The organism is Lysobacter sp. yr284 (assembly GCF_900107375.1).
Taxonomy (GTDB): Bacteria; Pseudomonadota; Gammaproteobacteria; order Xanthomonadales; family Xanthomonadaceae; genus Lysobacter.
Window position 1 is genome coordinate 56,347 of the sequence record NZ_FNPT01000009.1, and the last position, 19,782, is coordinate 76,128.

General features: G+C 69.8%; 17 protein-coding genes and 1 tRNA gene. 15 read left to right on the plus strand and 3 right to left on the minus strand.

What is annotated here, in order from left to right; translation table 11 throughout:
- The first annotated feature begins 47 nt into the window (after positions 1–47).
- The 4 genes from trpB to glmM all read left to right on the plus strand — a co-directional run bounded on the left by trpB (position 48) and on the right by glmM (position 4,893).
- Positions 48–1,274: a tryptophan synthase subunit beta gene (gene trpB, locus BLV01_RS14815; protein WP_091801099.1), complete on the plus strand. Its 1,227-nt coding sequence runs from the start codon at positions 48–50 to the stop codon at positions 1,272–1,274.
- A gap of 153 nt (positions 1,275–1,427) precedes the next feature.
- The gene (gene trpA / locus BLV01_RS14820) at positions 1,428–2,231 is read left to right on the plus strand and encodes a tryptophan synthase subunit alpha (protein WP_091801101.1); all 804 of its coding nucleotides are present in this window, start codon (positions 1,428–1,430) and stop codon (positions 2,229–2,231) included.
- Positions 2,232–2,367: 136 nt separating this feature from the next.
- A complete protein-coding gene (gene accD, locus BLV01_RS14825; RefSeq protein WP_091801103.1) occupies positions 2,368–3,255 on the plus strand; it encodes an acetyl-CoA carboxylase, carboxyltransferase subunit beta in 888 nt (295 codons plus the stop codon).
- A 297-nt stretch (positions 3,256–3,552) separates the two neighbouring features.
- On the plus strand, positions 3,553–4,893 hold the full coding sequence (gene glmM, locus BLV01_RS14830) for a phosphoglucosamine mutase (RefSeq protein ID WP_091801105.1): 1,341 nt from the start codon (positions 3,553–3,555) through the stop codon (positions 4,891–4,893).
- Between the two features lie 353 nt (positions 4,894–5,246).
- Here the strand turns inward: glmM and BLV01_RS14835 are convergent, their stop codons facing one another.
- A complete protein-coding gene (locus BLV01_RS14835; protein WP_091801107.1) occupies positions 5,247–7,106 on the minus strand; it encodes a DUF3413 domain-containing protein in 1,860 nt (619 codons plus the stop codon).
- A gap of 287 nt (positions 7,107–7,393) precedes the next feature.
- On the opposite strand from BLV01_RS14835, the gene BLV01_RS14840 reads away from it, so the two are divergent.
- Positions 7,394–8,329, plus strand: a complete 936-nt coding sequence (locus tag BLV01_RS14840) for an isopenicillin N synthase family dioxygenase (protein ID WP_091801110.1) — start codon at positions 7,394–7,396, stop codon at positions 8,327–8,329.
- Between the two features lie 118 nt (positions 8,330–8,447).
- Here the strand turns inward: BLV01_RS14840 and BLV01_RS14845 are convergent, their stop codons facing one another.
- Both BLV01_RS14845 and BLV01_RS14850 read right to left on the minus strand, forming a co-directional pair.
- Positions 8,448–9,608, minus strand: a complete 1,161-nt coding sequence (locus tag BLV01_RS14845; RefSeq protein WP_091801112.1) for a trypsin-like serine peptidase — start codon at positions 9,606–9,608, stop codon at positions 8,448–8,450.
- Positions 9,609–10,164: 556 nt separating this feature from the next.
- Positions 10,165–10,686 (minus strand): DNA-deoxyinosine glycosylase, encoded by a 522-nt coding sequence (locus BLV01_RS14850; RefSeq protein WP_091801114.1) that lies wholly within the window; start codon positions 10,684–10,686, stop codon positions 10,165–10,167.
- Positions 10,687–10,821: 135 nt separating this feature from the next.
- Here BLV01_RS14850 and tpiA point away from each other — a divergent pair, with 135 nt between their 5' ends.
- From tpiA to nuoG, 10 genes are all read left to right on the plus strand, one after another.
- A complete protein-coding gene (tpiA, locus tag BLV01_RS14855; protein WP_091801116.1) occupies positions 10,822–11,574 on the plus strand; it encodes a triose-phosphate isomerase in 753 nt (250 codons plus the stop codon).
- 72 nt (positions 11,575–11,646) lie between these two features.
- Positions 11,647–12,171: a preprotein translocase subunit SecG gene (secG, locus tag BLV01_RS14860; RefSeq protein WP_091801118.1), complete on the plus strand. Its 525-nt coding sequence runs from the start codon at positions 11,647–11,649 to the stop codon at positions 12,169–12,171.
- A 120-nt stretch (positions 12,172–12,291) separates the two neighbouring features.
- A tRNA-Leu gene (locus BLV01_RS14865) sits at positions 12,292–12,376 on the plus strand.
- A gap of 218 nt (positions 12,377–12,594) precedes the next feature.
- Positions 12,595–12,951, plus strand: coding sequence for an NADH-quinone oxidoreductase subunit A (locus tag BLV01_RS14870; RefSeq protein ID WP_057947326.1), 357 nt, complete (start codon positions 12,595–12,597; stop codon positions 12,949–12,951).
- Positions 12,942–13,517, plus strand: coding sequence for a NuoB/complex I 20 kDa subunit family protein (locus BLV01_RS14875; protein WP_057947327.1), 576 nt, complete (start codon positions 12,942–12,944; stop codon positions 13,515–13,517). The genes BLV01_RS14870 and BLV01_RS14875 overlap by 10 nt, the downstream gene beginning before the upstream one ends.
- Entirely contained in the window at positions 13,514–14,233 is a 720-nt protein-coding gene (locus BLV01_RS14880; RefSeq protein WP_091801121.1) for an NADH-quinone oxidoreductase subunit C, read from the plus strand. The genes BLV01_RS14875 and BLV01_RS14880 overlap by 4 nt, the downstream gene beginning before the upstream one ends.
- Before the next feature lie 22 nt (positions 14,234–14,255).
- Positions 14,256–15,545, plus strand: coding sequence for an NADH-quinone oxidoreductase subunit D (locus BLV01_RS14885; RefSeq protein ID WP_074867817.1), 1,290 nt, complete (start codon positions 14,256–14,258; stop codon positions 15,543–15,545).
- A gap of 67 nt (positions 15,546–15,612) precedes the next feature.
- Positions 15,613–16,140, plus strand: a complete 528-nt coding sequence (gene nuoE / locus BLV01_RS14890; RefSeq protein ID WP_091801123.1) for an NADH-quinone oxidoreductase subunit NuoE — start codon at positions 15,613–15,615, stop codon at positions 16,138–16,140.
- A gap of 11 nt (positions 16,141–16,151) precedes the next feature.
- Positions 16,152–17,522: an NADH-quinone oxidoreductase subunit NuoF gene (gene nuoF / locus BLV01_RS14895; protein WP_091801125.1), complete on the plus strand. Its 1,371-nt coding sequence runs from the start codon at positions 16,152–16,154 to the stop codon at positions 17,520–17,522.
- Complete coding sequence (gene nuoG / locus BLV01_RS14900; protein ID WP_091801127.1) at positions 17,519–19,765, plus strand: NADH-quinone oxidoreductase subunit NuoG; 2,247 nt, start codon at positions 17,519–17,521, stop codon at positions 19,763–19,765. The genes nuoF and nuoG overlap by 4 nt, the downstream gene beginning before the upstream one ends.
- The last annotated feature ends 17 nt before the right edge of the window (positions 19,766–19,782 follow it).

Consider the following 19,782-nt stretch of genomic DNA (forward strand, 5'->3'; position numbering starts at 1 on the left):
TGGGTTCCGCCGCGCGAGGCGCGGCGCTCCACGTTTGATGGCCGCCGATGTCCGCCGATCCGATCGCCCAACCGATTGATTTCCATCAGTACCCCGACGCCAACGGCCACTTCGGCCGGTTCGGCGGCCGGTTCGTCGCCGAGACCCTGATCGCGCCGATCGAGGAACTGGCCCGCGCCTACGACGCCGCCCGGGTCGACCCGGCCTTCGTCCAGGCCTTCGACAACGACCTGGCCCACTACGTCGGCCGGCCCAGCCCGATCTACCACGCGCAACGGCTCAGCGACGAAGTCGGCGGCGCGCAGATCCTGCTCAAGCGCGAAGACCTCAACCACACCGGCGCGCACAAGATCAACAACACCATCGGCCAGGCGTTGCTCGCCAGCCGCATGGGCAAGACCCGGATCATCGCCGAGACCGGCGCCGGCCAGCACGGCGTCGCCAGCGCCACCGTGGCCGCGCGCCTGGGTCTGGAGTGCGTGGTCTACATGGGCGCGACCGACATCGAGCGGCAGAAGATCAACGTCTACCGGATGAAGCTGCTCGGCGCGACCGTGGTGCCGGTGACCAGCGGTTCGCAGACGCTCAAGGACGCGCTCAACGAAGCCATGCGCGACTGGGTCACCAACGTGCGCGACACCTTCTACATCATCGGCACCGTGGCCGGCCCGGATCCGTATCCGCGCATGGTCCGCGACTTCAACGCCGTGGTCGGGCGCGAGGCGCGGGCGCAGATGCTGGCCGAGTACGGCCGCCTGCCCGACGCGATCACCGCCTGCGTCGGCGGCGGCAGCAACGCGATCGGCCTGTTCCACGCGTTCTTGAACGACGCCGGCGTGCGCATCGTCGGCGCCGAAGCGGCCGGCGACGGCATCGACACCGGCCGCCACGCCGCCTCGCTCGCCGCCGGCCGCCCCGGCGTGCTGCACGGCAACCGCACCTACGTACTGTGCGACGACGACGGCCAGATCGTGGAAACGCATTCGGTCTCCGCCGGCCTGGACTATCCCGGCGTCGGCCCCGAGCACGCCTTCCTCAAGGACACCGGCCGCGCCGAGTACGTCGGCATCACCGACACCGAAGCGCTCGACGCCTTCCGCACCCTGGCGCGCACCGAGGGCATCCTGGCCGCGCTGGAATCCAGCCACGCCATCGCCCAGGCGATCAAGCTCGCCCGCGCGATGCCGAAGGACCAGGTCGTGCTGTGCAACCTGTCCGGGCGCGGCGACAAGGACGTGCATACCATCGCCGGCCGCGAAGGCCTGCATTTCTGAGCGACTTTCTTCTCCCGCGCGCGGGAGAAGGCGCCCGCAGGGCGGATGGGGGCGAGCGCGAACGTCCGCCGCTTCGTCCTCCCGCCCGCGACCCTCACCCCAACCCCTCTCCCGCATGCGGGAGACGGGCTTAAAAGCAAAAGCCTTTCGCCCATGAACCGCATCGACGCCAAGTTCCAACAGCTGCAAGCCGCCGGCCGCAAGGCGCTGATCCCGTTCCTGACCGCCGGCGACCCGTCGCTGGAAGCGACCGTGCCGGCGATGCACGCGCTGGTCGCGGCCGGCGCCGACGTGGTCGAACTCGGCGTGCCGTTCTCCGATCCGATGGCCGACGGCCCGACCATCCAGCGCAGCTCCGAGCGCGCGATCGCGCGCGGCGCCGGATTGGGCTGGGTGCTGCAGGCGGTGGCCCAGTTCCGCCAGGGCGACGCCGACACGCCGGTGGTGCTGATGGGCTACCTCAACCCGATCGAGATCCGCGGCGCGCAGCGTTTCGCCGCCGATGCGGTCGCCGCCGGCGTCGACGGCGTGCTGCTGGTCGACCTGCCGCCGGAAGAGGCCGCCGAACTGCGCGCCGCCTTCGCCCAGGCCGGGTTGGCGCTGATCCTGCTGGCCTCGCCGACCACCACCGACGAACGCCTGGCGCTGCTGTGCGACGGCGCGCAGGGCTATCTCTACTACGTCAGCTTCGCCGGCGTGACCGGCGCCGACCGGCTCGACGCCGGCGCCGCCAACGATCGCCTGCACCGCATCCGCCAACGCGCCTCGGTGCCGGTGGTGGCCGGCTTCGGCATCAAGGACGCGGCCAGCGCCGCGGCCATGGCGCGCGAAGCCGAAGGCGTCGTGGTCGGCAGCGCGCTGGTCGCGGTGCTGGCGCAGGCGGACTCGGCGCAGGCCGCGGCCCAGGCCGCGCGCGATTTCCTCGCGCCGCTGCGCGCGGCGCTCGACGCCGGCTGATCCGCGCGGCTGAACAGCGGCGGCCGGGGCGTCCGGCCCGCTGCGCTAGACTGCCCCGTCGGGACGGCACCGGCGCGGCGCATCCGATCCACTGCCGATCCGTCCTCCGCCCGTTACAACAGGAAGATCCCAACGCATGTCGTGGCTCAAGAAACTCATGCCGTCCGGCATCCGCACCGAGACCGGCGCGGCCAAGCGCCGCAGCGTCCCGGAGGGCCTGTGGGAGAAGTGCGAACGCTGCGGCGCCGTGCTCTATCGTCCCGAACTCGAGGAAAACCTCGAGGTCTGCCCCAAGTGCAGCTTCCACATGCCGATCCGCGCGCGTGCGCGCCTGAGCGCGTTCCTCGACGCCGGCAGCGGCCAGGAAATCGCCGCCGAACTGAGCCCGGTCGACGTGCTCAAGTTCAAGGACCAGAAGAAGTATTCCGAGCGCTTCAAGGCCGCGCAGAAGGCGACCGGCGAGCGCGACTCGCTGGTCGCGATGGCCGGCACGCTCAAGCAGCGCCCGCTGGTGGTCAGCGCGATGGACTTCGCCTTCATGGGCGGCTCGATGGGTTCGGTCAGCGGCGAGCGCTTCGCCCGCGGCGCCGAGCGCGCCGTCGCCGACGGCGTGCCGATGGTCTGCTTCGCCGCCAGCGGCGGCATGCGCATGCAGGAAAGCCTGTTCTCGCTGATGCAGATGGCCAAGGCCTCGGCCGCGCTGGGGCGCATGCGCGCCGCCGGCCTGCCGTTCGTTTCGGTCATGACCCATCCGACCTTCGGCGGCACCACCGCCTCGTTCGCGATGCTCGGCGACCTCAACCTGGCCGAGCCGGGCGCGTTGATCGGCTTCGCCGGCCCGCGCGTGATCGAACAGACCGTGCGCGAAAAGCTGCCGGACGGTTTCCAGCGCAGCGAGTTCCTGCTCGAGCACGGCACCGTCGACCAGATCTGCGACCGCCGCGAAATGCGCGACCGCATCTCGCACCTGCTGGCGATGATGATGAAGCAGCCGCAGCCCGAGGACGATGTCGAAGCGGCCTGAGCCGCTTCGGCACGGGATCGCGGATTTGGGATCGGGCATGCGCGAAAGCGATGCGGTCGGCGCGGGCGCGCCGGTCGCGTCGCTTTTGCCGTTTTTGCCGCTCCCGCAGTCCGAATCCGCGAGCGCGGCCGCGGGAACTGTGAGCGCGGCAGCGCAACGCGGCGGCGTTCAGCCGCGCGCCGCCGAAGCGCGCGCGGCTTGCGGCACACTCGCCGCGCGGCGATCCCCCGCAGGCGCCGAGACGGCGCCGGGCCGCAACGCGCCAATTCCCACTCCCCAATTCCGAATCCAACACCCATGACCCGCAAATACTTCGGCACCGACGGCATCCGCGGCCGCGTCGGCGAGGGCGCCATCTCGGCCGACTTCGTCCTGCGCCTGGGCAACGCCTACGGCCACGCGCTGCAGCGCCGCGACTGGCGCAACCCGATGGTCATCATCGGCAAGGACACCCGCATCTCGAACTACATGTTCGAGGCCGCGCTCGAGGCCGGCCTGGTCGCCGCCGGCGTGGACGTGCAGCTGATGGGCCCGATGCCGACCCCGGCGGTCGCGCACCTGACCCGCTCGCTGCGCGCCGACGGCGGCATCGTCATCTCCGCCTCGCACAACCCGCACTACGACAACGGCATCAAGTTCTTCTCCGCCGACGGCGAAAAGCTCGACGACGACACCGAGCTGGCGATCGAGGCGGCGCTGGAGCAGCCGTTCCGCACGGTCGAGTCCGAACGCCTGGGCCGCGCCGTGCGCACCCGCGACGCCATCGGCCGCTACCTGGAAGCCTGCAAGGGCTCGGTGTCGCGCGGTTTCGACCTCAGCGGCCTGCGCATCGCGCTGGACTGCGCCAACGGCGCCACCTACCAGGTCGGCCCGCTGGTGCTGCGCGAACTGGGCGCGCGGGTCGACGCCATCGGCGTGGATCCCAGCGGCCTCAACATCAACGACGGGGTCGGCTCGACCCATCCGCAGACCCTGGTCGAGAAGGTCAGGAGCAGCGGCGCGGACCTGGGCATCGCCTTCGACGGCGACGGCGACCGGGTCATGTTCGTCGACAGCGAAGGCCGCATCTGCGACGGCGACGACCTGCTCTACATCCTCGCCACCGACTGGCAGGACAGCGGCCGCCTGCGCGGCCCGGTGGTCGGCACGCTGATGACCAACTACGGCCTGGAGCGCGCGCTGGAGCAGCGCGGCATCGGCTTCATCCGCGCCAAGGTCGGCGACCGCTACGTGCACCAGCAGCTGATGGCGCACGGCGGCATGCTCGGCGGCGAAGCCTCCGGCCACCTGCTGTGCCTGGACCGCACCAGCACCGGCGACGGCATCGTCAGCGCGCTGCAGGTGCTGGAAGTGCTGGCGCGGCGCAAGCTGTCGCTGCGCGAGGCCCTGGCCGGGCTGCAGCGGGTGCCGCAGAAGACCGTCAACGTGCGCTTCGAGGGCACGAGCAAGCCGACCGAAGCCGCGTCGGTGAAAGAGGCGCTGAAGCTGGCCGAAGCCGCGGTCGCCGGCCGCGGCCGCGCGTTCCTGCGTCCCTCGGGCACCGAGCCGGTGGTGCGGGTGACGGTGGAAGCCGACGACGCGAAACTGATGCAGGACACGCTCGATGCGCTGTCGGCGGCGGTGAAGGCGGCCGTCTGAGCGGTCCCGCCCTGCGGTAAAGACGAAGGCCGCGCGGGCGGCCTTCGTCGTTTCTGCCGGAAGCTGCCTGCAGGAGCGACGCGAGTCGCGACCGCGCCAACGAAACGACGACGCACGCCTCGACGCCGTTGCGTCATCCGGCCGGCGGCGGCCCTGAACGCAGGATCTCCATCGTCCGCCGGCGTTTCATTGCTTCGGTCGCGGCTCGCGCCGCTCCTACAGGGAGCAAAGCCACCACGAATCCGCCCGATGCTTCCTGTAGGAGCGGCGCAAGCCGCGACCGCCGCAACCGAACGACGACGTAGGCCGCAACGCCGTCGCGCAATTCGGACGGCGGCGGACCGACGCGCCGATCAACGCTGCTGGAACCGCGTCAGCATCTCCCACGACTGGCTCACCGCCGCCGGGTCCACCTTCGCCCCGGGCATCGGCCGGTAACGCCGGTCGACCACGGTCGCCGCGCCGTAGTTGTCGAACAGGTAGATCCGGTCGCCCTGGCGGATGCCGCGCTGCGACCAGCTCTCCACCAGCAGCGGCCGGTTCGGCGCGGCCGGCCCGAACAGGTCGCGCCCGGTGCTGTAATCGGCGCTGTCGTTGCGGCAGCCCAGCGCGTGCTTCATCAGCGTCGGCACCAGGTCCTCGTGCGAGGTGACGTGGCCGATCTTCTGCGCGGCCTTGCCGGGCCAATACAGCACGAACGGCGTGCGCAGCTGGTAGTCGGAGAAGTTGCCGTTGTGGCCCCAGTAGTTCTGCTTGAGGTCGTTGAACTCCTCGCCGTGGTCGCCGGTGACCACCACCACGGTGTCGTCGGCGAACGGCCCGGCCTGCAGCGCGTCCAGGAACGGCCCGATCAGCGAGTCGGCGTAGTGCGCGGCGGTGCGGTAGCGGTTGAAGTCCGGCAGCGGATCGTGGTCGGGGCCGAAGTCGATCGGGTTGATCGACTGCGCCATCGGCTGGAACAGCGGCGGGTAGCCCTTGGGCATGTAGTAGGGCTGGTGGGTCGAGTCCAGGAACACGAAGCCGAAGAAGCGCTGCGGCGCCGGGGTCGCGGCGATGTCGCGCTGCAGGCCGCGCAGGATCGCCAGGTCGCGCTCGGCGCTGTGGCGTTCGCTCGGGCCGTTGACCAGGCGGTCGCGCACCTCGGAGAACACGGTGCGGTCGAACTCGGGGTTGTACAGCGGCGCGCTGCCGTAGATGTGCATCGCATAGCCGTCTTTCTTCATCTGGCCGATGAAGGCCGAGCCGCGCTGCTCGGCCAGCATCGGGTGCCAGTAGCCGCCGGGCAGGCCGTAGAGCAGGCCGAACAGGCCGAAGCGGGTGGCGTTGCCGGAGCTGTAGTGGTCGTCGTACCACTGCGAGCGCTGGGCCAGGCGCCAGGTGTTGGGCATCACCTGCGGGTTCAATGCGTCGTGGCGCAGCGATTCGAGCAGGATCACCACCACGTTGAGCTTGGGCGTCTTGTCGCAGTCCAGCGGCTTGCGCGGATACTGCAGCAGGCCTTCGCCGGCGCTGGGCATGCGCGCGTCGGGGTCGCTCTTGACGCCGAAGCGCTGCAGCGAATCCTTCAGCGTGATCGGTTGCGCCCACGGGATGTAGGGCAGCTGCGACAGCACCGTGCGGTCGCCGCGCGCGTCGTAGTAGGCGACCATCGCCTGGCCGAACAGCATCACCGCCGCGGCCAGCCACCACGCGCGCACGATCGCGGTCAGGCCCGGGCGCCGGCGCAGCGCGCGCCACCACAGCCACGCCGCGGCGATTTCCAGCGCCAGCACCAGCGCCACCGCCAGCGCGATGAGCGCCCAGGTGCCGGCGGAGAACACCACCTGGTCCTGCATGGCGCCGCCGAACACCATGTTGGCGACCATCGCGTTGAGGTGGAACCGGTACAGCGCGAACACCTTGGCGTCGGTGACCAACAGGCAGATCCACGCCGCCTGCAGGATCACCGCCGCCGCGGTCATGACGCCGTTGCGCCGGGTCAGCCAGCCCAGCAGCAGCGGCAGCAGGCCGAGCAGGGCGCCGAAGAAGACGAAGTGGCCGGGCAGGGCCAGGGTCAGGAACAGCGCCGCCTTCCAGTGCTCGGCGAGGTGGCCGAAGGGGATGTTGAGCGCGGCGATGGCGACCGCGGCGACGGCGTTGGTCAGGATGAACCCGGTCAGCCAGGCCAGGGCGCGGCGCGCCTGGAAGGCGGGACGGGCGGCGGGTACGTCCATTCGGAGGGCGGTTCTCGAGGTGGGGCGGACCGGGGGCGGGTCGCAAGCGGGCCGGACGGGCGGCGACTTTAGCGTGTAATAAAGCCCTGGAACACCGCCGGACGGCGGGCGTGCGGCGGCGAGCTGAAGCGCGCTGCCGGCCGTTCAGCCTGGGCGCGCGCGGGTGTGCCGGCAGAGGCCGCCGCAGGTGCCTGGATGGTCGCCCCAGGGTCGCGAACGCGCGTGCGGGCCGGCTTTGAGCGAAGATAGCGCCCAACTCGAAAAGACAGACCAGACAGGAACGCCCAGTGAGTCAGATTCCCACCCTCGACATCCGCCGTTTCGACACCGACCGCGAGGCCTTCGTCGCCGAACTCGGCGCGGCCTACCGCGAATGGGGCTTCGCCGGCATCCGCGGCCACGGCATCAGCGACGAGCAGATCGACCGCGCCTACGACGTGTTCAGGCGCTTCTTCGCGCTGCCCGACGAGGTCAAGCGCCAGTACCACGTGCCCGGCGGCGGCGGCGCCCGCGGCTACACCCCGTTCGGCGTGGAGACCGCCAAGGACTCCAAGCACTTCGATCTCAAGGAGTTCTGGCACGTCGGTCGCGAGATCCCGCGCGACTCCAAGTACGCCGCGGACATGCCGGCGAACCTGTGGCCGAGCGAGATCGCCGAGTTCAAGGACGTCGCCTACGGCCTGTTCACCACCCTCGACGGCCTCGGTTCGCGCGTGCTCAGCGCGCTGGCCCTGCACATCGGCCTGCCGGAGCACTACTTCGCCGACAAGACCGACTCGGGCAACTCGATCCTGCGCCCGATCCACTACCCGCCGATCACCGCCGACGACATCCCCAACGTGCGCGCCGGCGCGCACGAGGACATCAACCTGATCACCCTGCTGGTCGGCGCCAGCGCCGCCGGCCTGGAAGTGAAGTCGCGCCAGGGCGAGTGGGTGCCGTTCACCGCCGACGCCGACACCATCGTGGTCAACATCGGCGACATGCTGCAGCGCCTGACCAACCACGTGTACCCGTCGACCACCCACCGCGTGGTCAACCCGCCGGGCGAACAGGCGCGCCAGCCGCGCTACTCGACCCCGTTCTTCCTGCACCCGAACCCGGACTTCGTGATCGACGTGCTGCCCTCGACGATCACCGCCGACAACCCCAAGCGCTATCCCGAGCCGATCACCGCCCAGGGTTACCTGGAAGAGCGCTTGCGCGAGATCAAGCTCAAGTAAGCCGCGAATCGGGAAGAGTCGAGAGCAAAAAAAAGCCCGCCTTTCGGCGGGCTTTTTCTTTTCCGGGGGCATCGCGGTCGCCAGCTCAGGCGCGAGCGCTATTCCCCATTCCCGGCTCTCAGCAGCCGATCGCCGTGCACAACGCCACGATGTTGTCGTCGTTGAAGCGCGCGCCCACCCACGCCGTGCCGAACGCGCCGATGTGCGGGCCGCTGACGACGCTGTTGACCTGGTTGCCGGCGTTGGAATTGGGCGTGTAGTTGATCAGCCACGCGCCGCCGCTGGCGCCGTAGGTCATGTCGCAGCCCTGCACGACGACGTTGGTGCCTTCCGACGGCGAGTCGTAGGTCTGGCCGGCGCAGATGTTGGTGTACTGCGTGCTCAGGTTGCTGGCATAGCCGTGCGAGTAGGTGTACAGCGAATACGGCTGGTTCCAGGCGCGGCCGAGCCAGCCGACGTAGTTGATCACCGGGATGCCGGTGGTCTGCTCGCCGGTGAGCTTGATCACCGCCACGTCCCAGCGCCGGGTGCCCTGGCTGATCCAGTTGGTCGGCACGCGCGCGGTGCTCCAGCCGAACTTGCCGTACGGCGCTTCGCCGTAGCGCTCGGCCGGCACGAACACGAAGTTGGAGTTCCAGCCCGAGCCGAAGGTGTAGACGCAATGCGCGGCGGTGGTCAGCACGTTGGTGCCGCTGGAGACCTGCGCGGTGCAGTACGAGCTGCCGCCGCCGGGCGTGTTGAAGTACAGCTTGCCGATCTTGTTCCACGGCGAAGCCTTCCACTGGCTGGTGTAGTAGTTGCCGGGGAAGCGGGTGTAGGCGTAGTGCGCGCCGTCCTTCTCGCCGCCCAGCGCCGCCGCCGGCGCGGCGCCCTTTTGCGCGTCCAGCGCTTCGAGCTTGTTCCACACCTGCGGGAAGTGCTGGCGGGCGAGGTAGTTGTTGAACGCCGGGGCGCTGCCGCCGGGCGCGCTGGCGGCCGGGCCGGTCGGCGCGTCCAGCGCCTTGAGCGCGGCCGGGGACGCGGCTTCGCCGCGGGTTTCCCAGACCAGCGGCTTGACCGCGGCGCGCTGGCGCGCAGTGGCGAACGGCGCGGCCTGGGCGGCCTTGGCCGCGGCGGCGCTGCCGGGCTTGGGCGCGTCCAGCGCGGCGACGTCGCCGTGGGCGGTGCGGATCACGGTTTCGCCGGCGCTGGCGGCGCCGGCCAGGGTCAGCAGGGCCAGGCCGGCGACAGCGGCGAGGCGGCGGGGGAGGCGGTGCGAGGCGGTGCGGTGCGGCTTCATGTCGAAAACTCCTTGAGGTATCGCTCCATGGGCGACGGATGGATCGTCGGCGCAGCGCCGTCGCGCGCCTCGATCCGTGGCGGCGCGGACGGCTTCCGGACGAACGCCGGGCCGACTCGTACAGGCGAGTGCGGACCGGTTGCATCCCGCGCAAGGCGGGCGGTTCGGCGGGGTAGGCGGCCCTTGGCGGGCGGCCACCCCAGGAAACGCCGGGGTCGCGCAGGGCAGGACAGGCCGCGGCGATGGAGCGGTTCGGCGCCGAGGTCGTCGCAGCGCGCTCTGGGACGGCTGCGGTGCAGGTGCGGCAAGGGTTTCGGGCGAAAAGCCGGGGGCGCAGCGGGGTCGAAGTGTTGCGCAGGCGCAACAGCGGTGGCCGGCGAATCAGCGCGGCGGACTCGGTTTGGCTGCGGGGATCGCCGTCGAGGCGACGCTGGCGCAGTGGATTTCGTCGTGGCGGGTCGCGACTTGCGCCGCGCCCGGGGCTTCGGCGGTTGGCGATCTGGCTGTAGGAGCGGCGCGAGCCGCGACCGCGGGGCGTCGGCCTCGCGCCGGAGCCTCACCCCTCGCGCAAACGCACCCCGGCCGCGCCCAGCGCCTGACGCCAGGCGTCCAGCTTCATCGCCGCGCCCTGCGAGGCGTTGGCCGGGCTGGTCGAAGGCAACCGGACCAGGCTCAGCTCCGGCCGCGCCAGGGTCGGGGCGACGAAGCGGCGGAAGGCCTGCTCGGCCTTGGCGCCGTTGAACAGGATCGTGCCGACCTGCGGATGGCGGGCCAGGAAGCCGGCGATATCGTTGGCCACCGCGGTGTCGTCGCGGATCGCCGAATCCAGGCTGCCCTCGCGCTCGCATTGGGCCAGCACGTCCCACAGCGCGATCCCGGCCGCGGCCAGCGCCGCGACCCGCTGCGGAAACTCCAGCGCCGGGCCGGCGCCGACCAGTTCGCCCATGATCGGCCAGAACCGGTTGTGCGGGTGCGCGTAGTAGCGCCCGGCCGCGAGCGAGGCGGCGCCGGGCATGCTGCCGAGGATCAGCGCGCGGGCGCCGGGGACTTCCATCGGCGGAAAACTGCGGACGAGCATGGGCGTGCTGCGCAAGCGGGGGGAGTTGCAGAGGTATGGGCGCGCCGGCGGCGCGCAAGCGTCGCGGCGCGGCTGCGTTCCGCTGATCGCGCCCAGCCGTTAGACTGCGCCCGTCCACGCATCAACGGAGAAACCATGCGCCGCAGGATCGTCGCCGGAAACTGGAAGCTGCACGGCAGCCGCGAATTCGCCTTCGACCTGCTCGACGAGGTCGCCGCCCAGACCCCGCCGCCCGGGGTGGAGCGGGTGATCCTGCCGCCGCTGCCGTACTTGGGCGAACTGGTCGAGCACTACGGCGAACGCGGCCTGGGCTTCGGCGCGCAGGACGTCAGCAGCAACGTCAAGGGCGCCTACACCGGCGAAGTCTCCGCGGCGATGCTCAAGGAGGTCGGCGCGGTCTACGGCCTGGTCGGCCACTCCGAGCGCCGCCAGTACCACCGCGAGAGCAGCGAGCTGGTCGCGCGCAAGTTCGCCGCCGCCCGCGACGCCGGCCTGGTGCCGATCCTGTGCGTCGGCGAGACCCTGGAAGAGCGCGAGGACGGCAAGACCCAGTGGCGCCTGCAGGAACAGCTGGCGCCGGTGCTGTCGCTGCTGGGCGTGGCCGCCCTCGACGGCGCCGTGGTCGCCTACGAGCCGGTCTGGGCGATCGGTACCGGCCGCACCGCCACGCCGGAGCAGGCGCAGGAGGTCCACGCATTCATCCGTAGCGAAATCGCCGCGCAGGATGCTAGAATCGCTGGCTCGCTTCCGATCCTTTACGGCGGAAGCGTCAAAGCCGACAACGCCGCCGCGCTGTTTTCCCAGCCCGACGTCGATGGCGGCCTGGTCGGCGGGGCCTCCCTGGTCGCGTCCGACTTCAACGCCATCGCTGCCGCGGCGGCGCCCTGATCGCGACGAGCGGCGAACTCCGCCGCCCGCCGACGGTCGTAACGAGCTGTCACTGAGCGAAGAATCCGAACGATGCTGTTGTTCCTCAACGTCATCTATGTGTTGATCGCGATCGCGATGATCGCGCTGATCCTGATGCAGCGCGGCGCGGGTGCGCAGGCCGGCTCGGGCTTCGGCGGCGGCGCCTCGGCGACCGTGTTCGGTGCCCGCGGTTCGTCGAACTTCCTGTCCAAGTCGACCAAGTGGCTGGCGGTCGCGTTCTTCGCGATCAGCCTGTTCATGGCCTGGCAGGCGAGCCGCATCGCGCCGGCCCAGCTGGGCAAGCCCGACCTGGGCGTGATGGGCCGCGTCAGCGAGCAGCCGGCTCCGGCCGCGCCCGCCGCGGCTCCGGCCGCCGCGCCCAGCGCGATTCCGCAGGCTCCGGCCAGCGGCGTGCCGCAGGCGCCCGCGGCCGCCCCGGCGACGGCTCCGGCCAACAATGCCGCGCCCGCCGGCGCGGTGCCTTCGGCGCCGGCTCCGGCCGCCGCCCCGGCATCGCAGCAGCAGGCGCCGGCGCAGCCGGCAGTCCCGGCAAAACAGCCGGCTAACGGCGGCTGAGATAAACAGGTTAAAATAGAGTTTCAGCCCCGCCCGGACGGCAGGGCAGGTCAGCGATGACCTAGGGCGGCGCGGGTTCCCCGCAATGCCGGGCCAGGATGGCGGAAGTAGGTTGGCAATGCCCAGATGGCGGAATTGGTAGACGCACTACCTTGAGGTGGTAGCGACTTAGGTCGTGGGGGTTCGAGTCCCCCTTTGGGCACCACATCCAACCCAGCAACATCCAAGTCCGATGTCTGCGATGTCGATGCTTTAGACAAGCAGTAGACGAGCAAGACAAGCAATTCGCACCACGGTACGCAGGTGCGGCACGCACGGCGGGCCGCTCCGCGCGTCCGGACGACTGGGCGCCGCGGCGCCAAGCCAAGGGTTCGCGTGACACGCGCCCCCATGTAGCCGAACAAGTAGCCGAGAGAACACCGCGTGCTGGCCGAATACCTGCCGACTCTGTTGTTCCTGATCGTCGCCAGCGGTATCGGCGTCGCCCTGTTGGTAGTAGGCAATGTGCTCGGGCCCAAGCGCCCGACCGCGGAGAAACTGTCTCCGTACGAATGCGGCTTCGAAGCCTTCGAAGACGCGCGCATGCAGTTCGACGTGCGCTACTACCTGATCGCCATCCAGTTCATCATCTTCGATCTGGAAATCATCTTCATCGTGCCCTGGGCCACCGTGTTCCGAGATCTCGGCGTGGTCGGCCTGATCGAGATGGGCATTTTCGCCAGCATGCTCCTGCTCGGCTTCGTTTACGTCTGGAAGAAGGGAGCGCTCGAATGGGAGTGATCCAAACCGTGTCCGGGTTGATGCACAACCCGTTGCCGGAAGGCCGCCTGGACGACATCCTGCGCCCCGAGGGCGAGAACCCGCTGTTGCAGCAGGGTTTCGTCACCACCAATCTCGACACCCTGTGGAACTGGGCGCGCACCGGCTCGATGTGGCCGATGACCTTCGGCCTGGCCTGCTGCGCGGTCGAGATGATGCACGCCGGCGCCGCGCGTCTGGACCTGGACCGCTACGGCGTGGTGTTCCGCCCGTCGCCGCGCCAGTCCGACGTGATGATCGTGGCCGGCACCCTGGTCAACAAGATGGCCCCGGCGCTGCGCAAGGTCTACGACCAGATGCCGGACCCGAAGTGGGTCATCTCGATGGGCAGCTGCGCCAACGGCGGCGGCTACTATCACTATTCCTATGCGGTGGTGCGCGGCTGCGACCGCGTGGTGCCGGTCGACGTCTACGTGCCGGGCTGCCCGCCGACCGCCGAGGCGCTGGTCTACGGCATCCTGCAGTTGCAGCGCAAGATCCGCCGCGGCACCAACTTCGGCGACGCCAAGCAGGGTGTGCGCGAATGAGCCCGGCCGATCTCGCCCAGCGCCTGGACGCGCGTTTCCCGCAGGCCGCCATCGTCGTCGCGCAACCGCGCGGCGAAATTACTTTGGAAGTCGCCCACGACCAGTTCCTGGAAGCCGCGCGCATCCTGCGCGACGAACTCGGCTTCGAGCAGTGCGTGGACGTCAGCGGCGTGGACTACCTGACCTACGGCAGCGACGAGTGGGACACCGACGTGTCCTCGGAAGGTTTCTCGCGCGGCGTGGAGGGCAAGAGCGCCGGCCGCTTCCGTTGGGGCGAAGAGCCCAACGGCGCCGAAGACGCCCGGCCCGCGCGCCGCTTCGCCGCGGTCGCCCACCTGCTGTCGTACCAGCACAACGCGCGCGTGCGCCTGAAGGCGTTCGCGCCGAACGACGACCTGCCGGTGGTGCCGTCGCTGACCTCGGTGCACCCGGGCGTCAACTGGTTCGAGCGCGAAGCCTTCGACCTGTACGGCATCGTCTTCGAAGGCCACCCGGACCTGCGCCGGATCCTCACCGACTACGGTTTCGTCGGCCATCCGTTCCGCAAGGACTTCCCGCTGATCGGCAACGTCGAAGTGCGCTACGACGCCGAAAAGCGCCGCGTGGTGTACGAACCGGTGTCGATCGAGCCGCGCGTCGGCGTGCCGCGCGTGATCCGCGAGGACGCGCGCTACCAGACCGCGCAGGGCGAGCAGTCGCAGCGCGAGGTGAAGTGAGATGAGCAACCCCGCCAGCGACATGCCCTTGGTGAACCTCAACACCTCCGGCCTCAACAACGCCGAGATCCGCAACTACACCTTCAATTTCGGTCCCCAGCATCCGGCCGCGCACGGCGTGCTGCGCCTGATCCTGGAGATGGACGGCGAAGTGGTGCAGCGCGCCGATCCGCACATCGGCCTGCTCCACCGCGGCACCGAGAAGCTCGCCGAGTCCAAGCCGTTCAACCAGTCGATCGGCTACATGGACCGGCTCGACTACGTGTCGATGATGTGCAACGAGCACGCCTACGTGCGCGCGATCGAGACCCTGCTGGGAATCGAGGCGCCGGTGCGCGCGCAGTACATCCGCACGCTGTTCGACGAAGTCACCCGCATCCTGAACCACCTGATGTGGGTCGGTTCCAACGCGCTCGACCTGGGCGCGATGGCGGTGTTCCTGTACGCCTTCCGCGAGCGCGAAGAGCTGATGGACTGCTACGAGGCGGTCTCCGGCGCGCGCATGCACGCGGCCTACTACCGTCCTGGCGGCGTCTACCGCGACCTGCCGGACCGGATGCCGAAGTACAAGGAATCGCCCTGGAAGAAGGGCGCCGGCCTCAAGCGCTTCAACGAGTGGCGCGAAGGCTCGATGCTCGATTACCTGGACGCGTTCGCCGACGACTTCCCCAAGCGCGTCGACGAATACGAGACGCTGCTGACCGAAAACCGCATCTGGAAGCAGCGCACCGTCGGCATCGGCGTGGTCTCGCCCGAACAGGCCCTGGCCTGGGGCATGACCGGCCCGATGATCCGCGGCTCCGGCATCGCCTGGGACTTGCGCAAGAAGCAGCCCTACGCCAAGTACGCGGAGGTCGACTTCGACATCCCGGTCGGCGTCAACGGCGACTGCTACGACCGCTACCTGGTGCGCGTGGCCGAGATGCGCGAATCCACCCGCATCATCAAGCAGTGCGTGAAGTGGCTGCGCGCCAACCCCGGCCCCGTGATCGTCGACAACTTCAAGGTCGCCCCGCCCAAGCGCGAGGAGATGAAGGACGACATGGAAGCGCTGATCCACCACTTCAAGCTGTTCTCGGAAGGCTATTGCGTGCCGGCCGGCGAGACCTACTGCGCCGTGGAAGCCCCGAAGGGCGAATTCGGCTGCTACCTGGTCTCCGACGGCGCCAACAAGCCGTTCCGGGTGAAGCTGCGCGCGCCGGGCTTCGCCCACCTCTCGTCGATGGACGAGGTCGTCAAGGGCCACATGCTGGCCGACGTGGTGGCGATGATCGGCACCTACGACATCGTGTTCGGCGAGATCGATCGCTGATCTTGCCGCACTGAAGGTTTGTCCCAGACCGGGCGCCGGGGGCGCGCGGTCGCAGAGGAAAGAAGAAATGAAGGCGACAGGCAATTTCGAGGCCGCACAGCACGTCGATCCGATGGTGGCGTTGTCCGAAGCGACGCGCGCGCACATCGATCACTGGCTGACCAAGTTCCCGCCGGACCGCAAGCGGTCGGCGGTGCTGCAGGGCCTGCACGCGGCGCAGGAGCAGAACGGCGGTTGGCTGACCGACGAGCTGATCGCCGCGGTGGCCAAGTACCTGAGCCTGCCGCCGGTGTGGGCGTACGAGGTGGCGAGCTTCTATTCGATGTTCGAGACGCAGAAGGTCGGCCGCAACAACGTCGCCTTCTGCACCAACATCAGCTGCTGGCTCAACGGCGCGCAGGACCTGGTCGCGCACGCCGAGAAGAAGCTGGGCTGCAAGCTCGGCGAATCCACCGCCGACGGCCGGGTCTTCCTCAAGCGCGAGGAAGAGTGCCTGGCCGCGTGCTGCGGCGCGCCGGTGGTCGTCGTCAACGGTCATTACCACGAGAAGCTCGACGCGGCGAAAGTCGACGAGCTGCTCGACGGTCTGAAGTGAGGTCGGGCGAGATGGCGCACGGTCACCACGATTATTCCAAGGGCTACGGCCCGGTCGGCCCGGCTCCGCAGGAGCACCAGGTCGTCTACACGACGCTGCATTACGACACGCCCTGGTCGTACGAGAACTATCTCAAGACCGGCGGCTACAGCGCGTTGCGCAAGATCCTCAGCGAGAAGACGCCGCAGGACGAGATCATCAACGCGGTCAAGGCCTCGGGCCTGCGCGGCCGCGGCGGCGCGGGCTTCCCGACCGGCCTGAAGTGGAGCTTCATGCCCAAGGGCAGCGGCACCCAGAAGTACATCCTGTGCAACTCGGACGAATCCGAGCCGGGCACGGCCAAGGACCGCGACATCCTGCGCTTCAACCCGCACTCGGTGGTGGAGGGCATGGCGATCGCCTGCTACGCCACCGGTTCGACCGTGGCCTACAACTACCTGCGCGGCGAGTTCCATCACGAGCCGTTCGAGCATTTCGAGCAGGCGCTGAAGGAAGCCTACGAGCACGGCTGGCTGGGCAAGGACATCCTCGGCAGCGGCGTGGACATCGACATCTACGGCGCGCTCGGCGCCGGCGCCTACATCTGCGGCGAAGAGACCGCGCTGATGGAGTCGCTGGAAGGCAAGAAGGGCCAGCCGCGCTTCAAGCCGCCGTTCCCGGCCAACTTCGGCCTGTTCGGCAAGCCGACCACGATCAACAACACCGAAACCTACGCCTCGGTGCCGGCGATCCTGCGCAACGGCGCGGAATGGTTCGCAGGGCTCGGCAAGCCCAACAACGGCGGCCCGAAGATCTTCTCGGTGTCCGGCCACGTCGCCAACCCGGGCAACTTCGAGATCCGTCTCGGCACGCCGTTCTCCGAACTGCTGCAGCTCGCCGGCGGCATGCGCGAAGGGCGCAAGCTCAAGGCGGTGATCCCGGGCGGCTCCTCGATGAAGGTGCTGCCGGCGGCGACGATCATGGAATGCACGATGGACTACGACTCGTTGCAGAAGGCCGGTTCCGGCCTCGGCTCGGGCGCGGTCATCGTGATGGACGAGACCGCGTGCATGGTCCGCGCCTGCCAGCGCATCGCCCGGTTCTATTTCAAGGAAAGCTGCGGCCAGTGCACGCCGTGCCGCGAAGGCACCGGCTGGATGTACCGCATGCTGACCCGCATCGCCGAGCAGCAGGCGACCCTGGAAGACCTGCAGATGCTGCGCGCCGCCGCGGGCCAGATCGAAGGCCACACCATCTGCGCGTTCGGCGAAGCCGCCGCGTGGCCGGTGCAGGGCTTCCTGCACCACTTCTGGGACGAGTTCGAGTACGCGATCGTCAACAAGCGCTTCCTGGTCGACGACCAGGCCGCTGGCACCGTGGTTGAGAAGAAGGTGGCGGCATGAGCGCGCAGCCCGTAAATCCGAACCTGCCGCCCGACCACGTCACCGTCTTCATCGACGGCGTCGAGATGGCCGCGCCGAAGAATTCGATGATCATCCATGCCGCCGACAAGGCCGGCATCCCGATCCCGCGTTTCTGCTACCACGACAAGCTGGCGATCGCCGCCAACTGCCGCATGTGCCTGGTCGACACCGAGGTCGGCGGCCGCGCCGCGCCGAAGCCGTCGCCGGCCTGCGCCACGCCGGTGATGGACGGCCTGAAGGTGTTCACCCGCAACGAGCGCGCGCTGAAGTCGCAGCGCAACGTGATGGAATTCCTGCTCGCCAACCACCCGCTGGATTGCCCGATCTGCGACCAGGGCGGCGAGTGCGAGCTGCAGGACGTGTCGATGGGCTACGGCCGTTCGGTCAGCCGCTACGCCGAGCGCAAGCGCGTGGTGCCCGACGAGGACATCGGTCCGCTGGTCGCCACCGAGATGACCCGCTGCATCCAGTGCACCCGCTGCGTGCGCTTCACCGCCGAGATCGCCGGCACGTACGAGCTCGGCGGCATGTACCGCGGCGAGAACCTGCAGATCGGCACCTTCGACGGCAAGCCGCTGACCACCGAACTGTCGGGCAACGTCATCGACGTGTGCCCGGTCGGCGCGCTGACCAACAAGGTGTTCCAGTTCAAGGCGCGGCCGTGGGAACTGACCGCGCGCGAGTCGCTGGGCTACCACGATGCGCTCGGCAGCAACCTGTTCCTGCACGTGCGCCGCGGCGACGTGCTGCGCACCGTGCCGCGCGACAACGAAGCGGTCAACGAGTGCTGGCTGTCGGACCGCGACCGTTATTCGCACCAGGGCCTGTACGCGGAAGACCGCGCCCAGCGTCCGCTGGTCAAGGACGGCGGCGAGTGGCGCGAAGCCTCTTGGGAAGAAGCGCTCAGCCGCGCCGCCAAGATCCTGCGCGACAACGGCGGCGACAACCTCGGCGTGCTCGCGCATCCGGCGACCTCGAACGAAGAGGGCGCGCTGCTGGCGCGCCTGGCGCAGGCCCTGGGCACCGGCAACCTCGACCACCGCATTTCCCAGCACGACCTGTCCGACGCCGCCGTGGCCGAGACCTTCGCCATGCCGGTCGCCGAGATCGACCAGGCCGACGTGGTCGTCATCGTCGGCAGCAACCTGCGCCACGAGTTGCCGCTGGTGCACCAGCGCGTGCGCAAGGCCTTCGCCCGCGGCGCCAAGGTGCACGTGGTCAACCCGGTCGACTTCGACTTCACCTTCGACATCGCCAGCAAGCGCATCGTCGCGCCGTCGCAGCTCGCCGCCGCGCTGGGCGAGGACGCGCTGGGCGAGATCGCCAAGGCCGGCAACCATGTCGCGCTGATTCTGGGCGGCGTGGCCGAGAACGGCCCGTACGCGGCCGCGATCCGCGCTGCCGCCAAGGCCTTCGCCGACGCCACCGGCGCCAGGCTGTGCCGCATCCCGCAGGGCGCCAACGCGGTCGGCCTGGCGCGCCACGGCGTGCTGCCGAGCGCGCGCGACGCGGGTTCGATGCTCAGCGACGCGCGCAGCGCCTACGTGATCTACGGCATCGAGCCGGGCCTGGATTTCGCCGATACCGAAAGCGCCCTGCGCGCGCTCGGCGCGGCCCAGGTGGTGGCCTTCAGCCATTACGCCTGCCGCTCGACCAAGGCCGTGGCCGACGTGATCCTGCCGATCGCGCCGCTGCCGGAAATCGACGCGACCCTGACCAACCTCGACGGCCGCGACCAGCAGGCCATCGCCGGCGGCAAGCTGCCGGGCCTGGCCCGCGCCGGCTGGCGCGTGCTGCGCGCACTCGGCGGCGAGCTCGGCGTCCCGGGCTTCGAGTTCACCGACTTCGCCGGCCTGCGCGCGAGCATCGCGCCGCGCCAGGTGACGCCGGCCGCCGGCCGCGCGCCGAACGTGGCGGGCGAGGGCGGTCTCGAGCTCGCGGTGTCCACCGCGATCTACCGCAGCGACGCCACCGTGCGCCGCGCGCCCGCGCTGCAGACCCACCCGCTCAACCTCGAGCCGCGCGCCGTGCTCAATCCGGCCGACGCCGCCGCGCTGGACTTCAGCGACGGCATGGTCGGCAAGTTCGGCGCCGGCGCCGGCACCGCGACCCTGCCGGTCGCGATCAGCGCCAAGGTCGCGCCGGGCACGGTGTGGATCGAAAGCGGCCACGGCGCCACCGCGCCGCTGGGCGCGGGCCGCGTGCAGGCGGGGAGGGCCTAAGCCATGACGGACGGAAT

Bases quoted from the DNA above. Each gene is read 5' to 3' on its own strand.
- trpB (WP_091801099.1), top strand. From the start codon at position 48: ATGTCCGCCGATCCGATCGCCCAACCGATTGATTTCCATCAGTACCCC.
- trpA (WP_091801101.1), top strand. From the start codon at position 1,428: ATGAACCGCATCGACGCCAAGTTCCAACAGCTGCAAGCCGCCGGCCGC.
- accD (WP_091801103.1), top strand. From the start codon at position 2,368: ATGTCGTGGCTCAAGAAACTCATGCCGTCCGGCATCCGCACCGAGACC.
- glmM (WP_091801105.1), top strand. From the start codon at position 3,553: ATGACCCGCAAATACTTCGGCACCGACGGCATCCGCGGCCGCGTCGGC.
- BLV01_RS14835 (WP_091801107.1), bottom strand. From the start codon at position 7,106: ATGGACGTACCCGCCGCCCGTCCCGCCTTCCAGGCGCGCCGCGCCCTG.
- BLV01_RS14845 (WP_091801112.1), bottom strand. From the start codon at position 9,608: ATGAAGCCGCACCGCACCGCCTCGCACCGCCTCCCCCGCCGCCTCGCC.
- BLV01_RS14850 (WP_091801114.1), bottom strand. From the start codon at position 10,686: ATGCTCGTCCGCAGTTTTCCGCCGATGGAAGTCCCCGGCGCCCGCGCG.
- tpiA (WP_091801116.1), top strand. From the start codon at position 10,822: ATGCGCCGCAGGATCGTCGCCGGAAACTGGAAGCTGCACGGCAGCCGC.
- secG (WP_091801118.1), top strand. From the start codon at position 11,647: ATGCTGTTGTTCCTCAACGTCATCTATGTGTTGATCGCGATCGCGATG.
- BLV01_RS14875 (WP_057947327.1), top strand. From the start codon at position 12,942: ATGGGAGTGATCCAAACCGTGTCCGGGTTGATGCACAACCCGTTGCCG.
- BLV01_RS14880 (WP_091801121.1), top strand. From the start codon at position 13,514: ATGAGCCCGGCCGATCTCGCCCAGCGCCTGGACGCGCGTTTCCCGCAG.
- BLV01_RS14885 (WP_074867817.1), top strand. From the start codon at position 14,256: ATGCCCTTGGTGAACCTCAACACCTCCGGCCTCAACAACGCCGAGATC.
- nuoE (WP_091801123.1), top strand. From the start codon at position 15,613: ATGAAGGCGACAGGCAATTTCGAGGCCGCACAGCACGTCGATCCGATG.
- nuoF (WP_091801125.1), top strand. From the start codon at position 16,152: ATGGCGCACGGTCACCACGATTATTCCAAGGGCTACGGCCCGGTCGGC.
- nuoG (WP_091801127.1), top strand. From the start codon at position 17,519: ATGAGCGCGCAGCCCGTAAATCCGAACCTGCCGCCCGACCACGTCACC.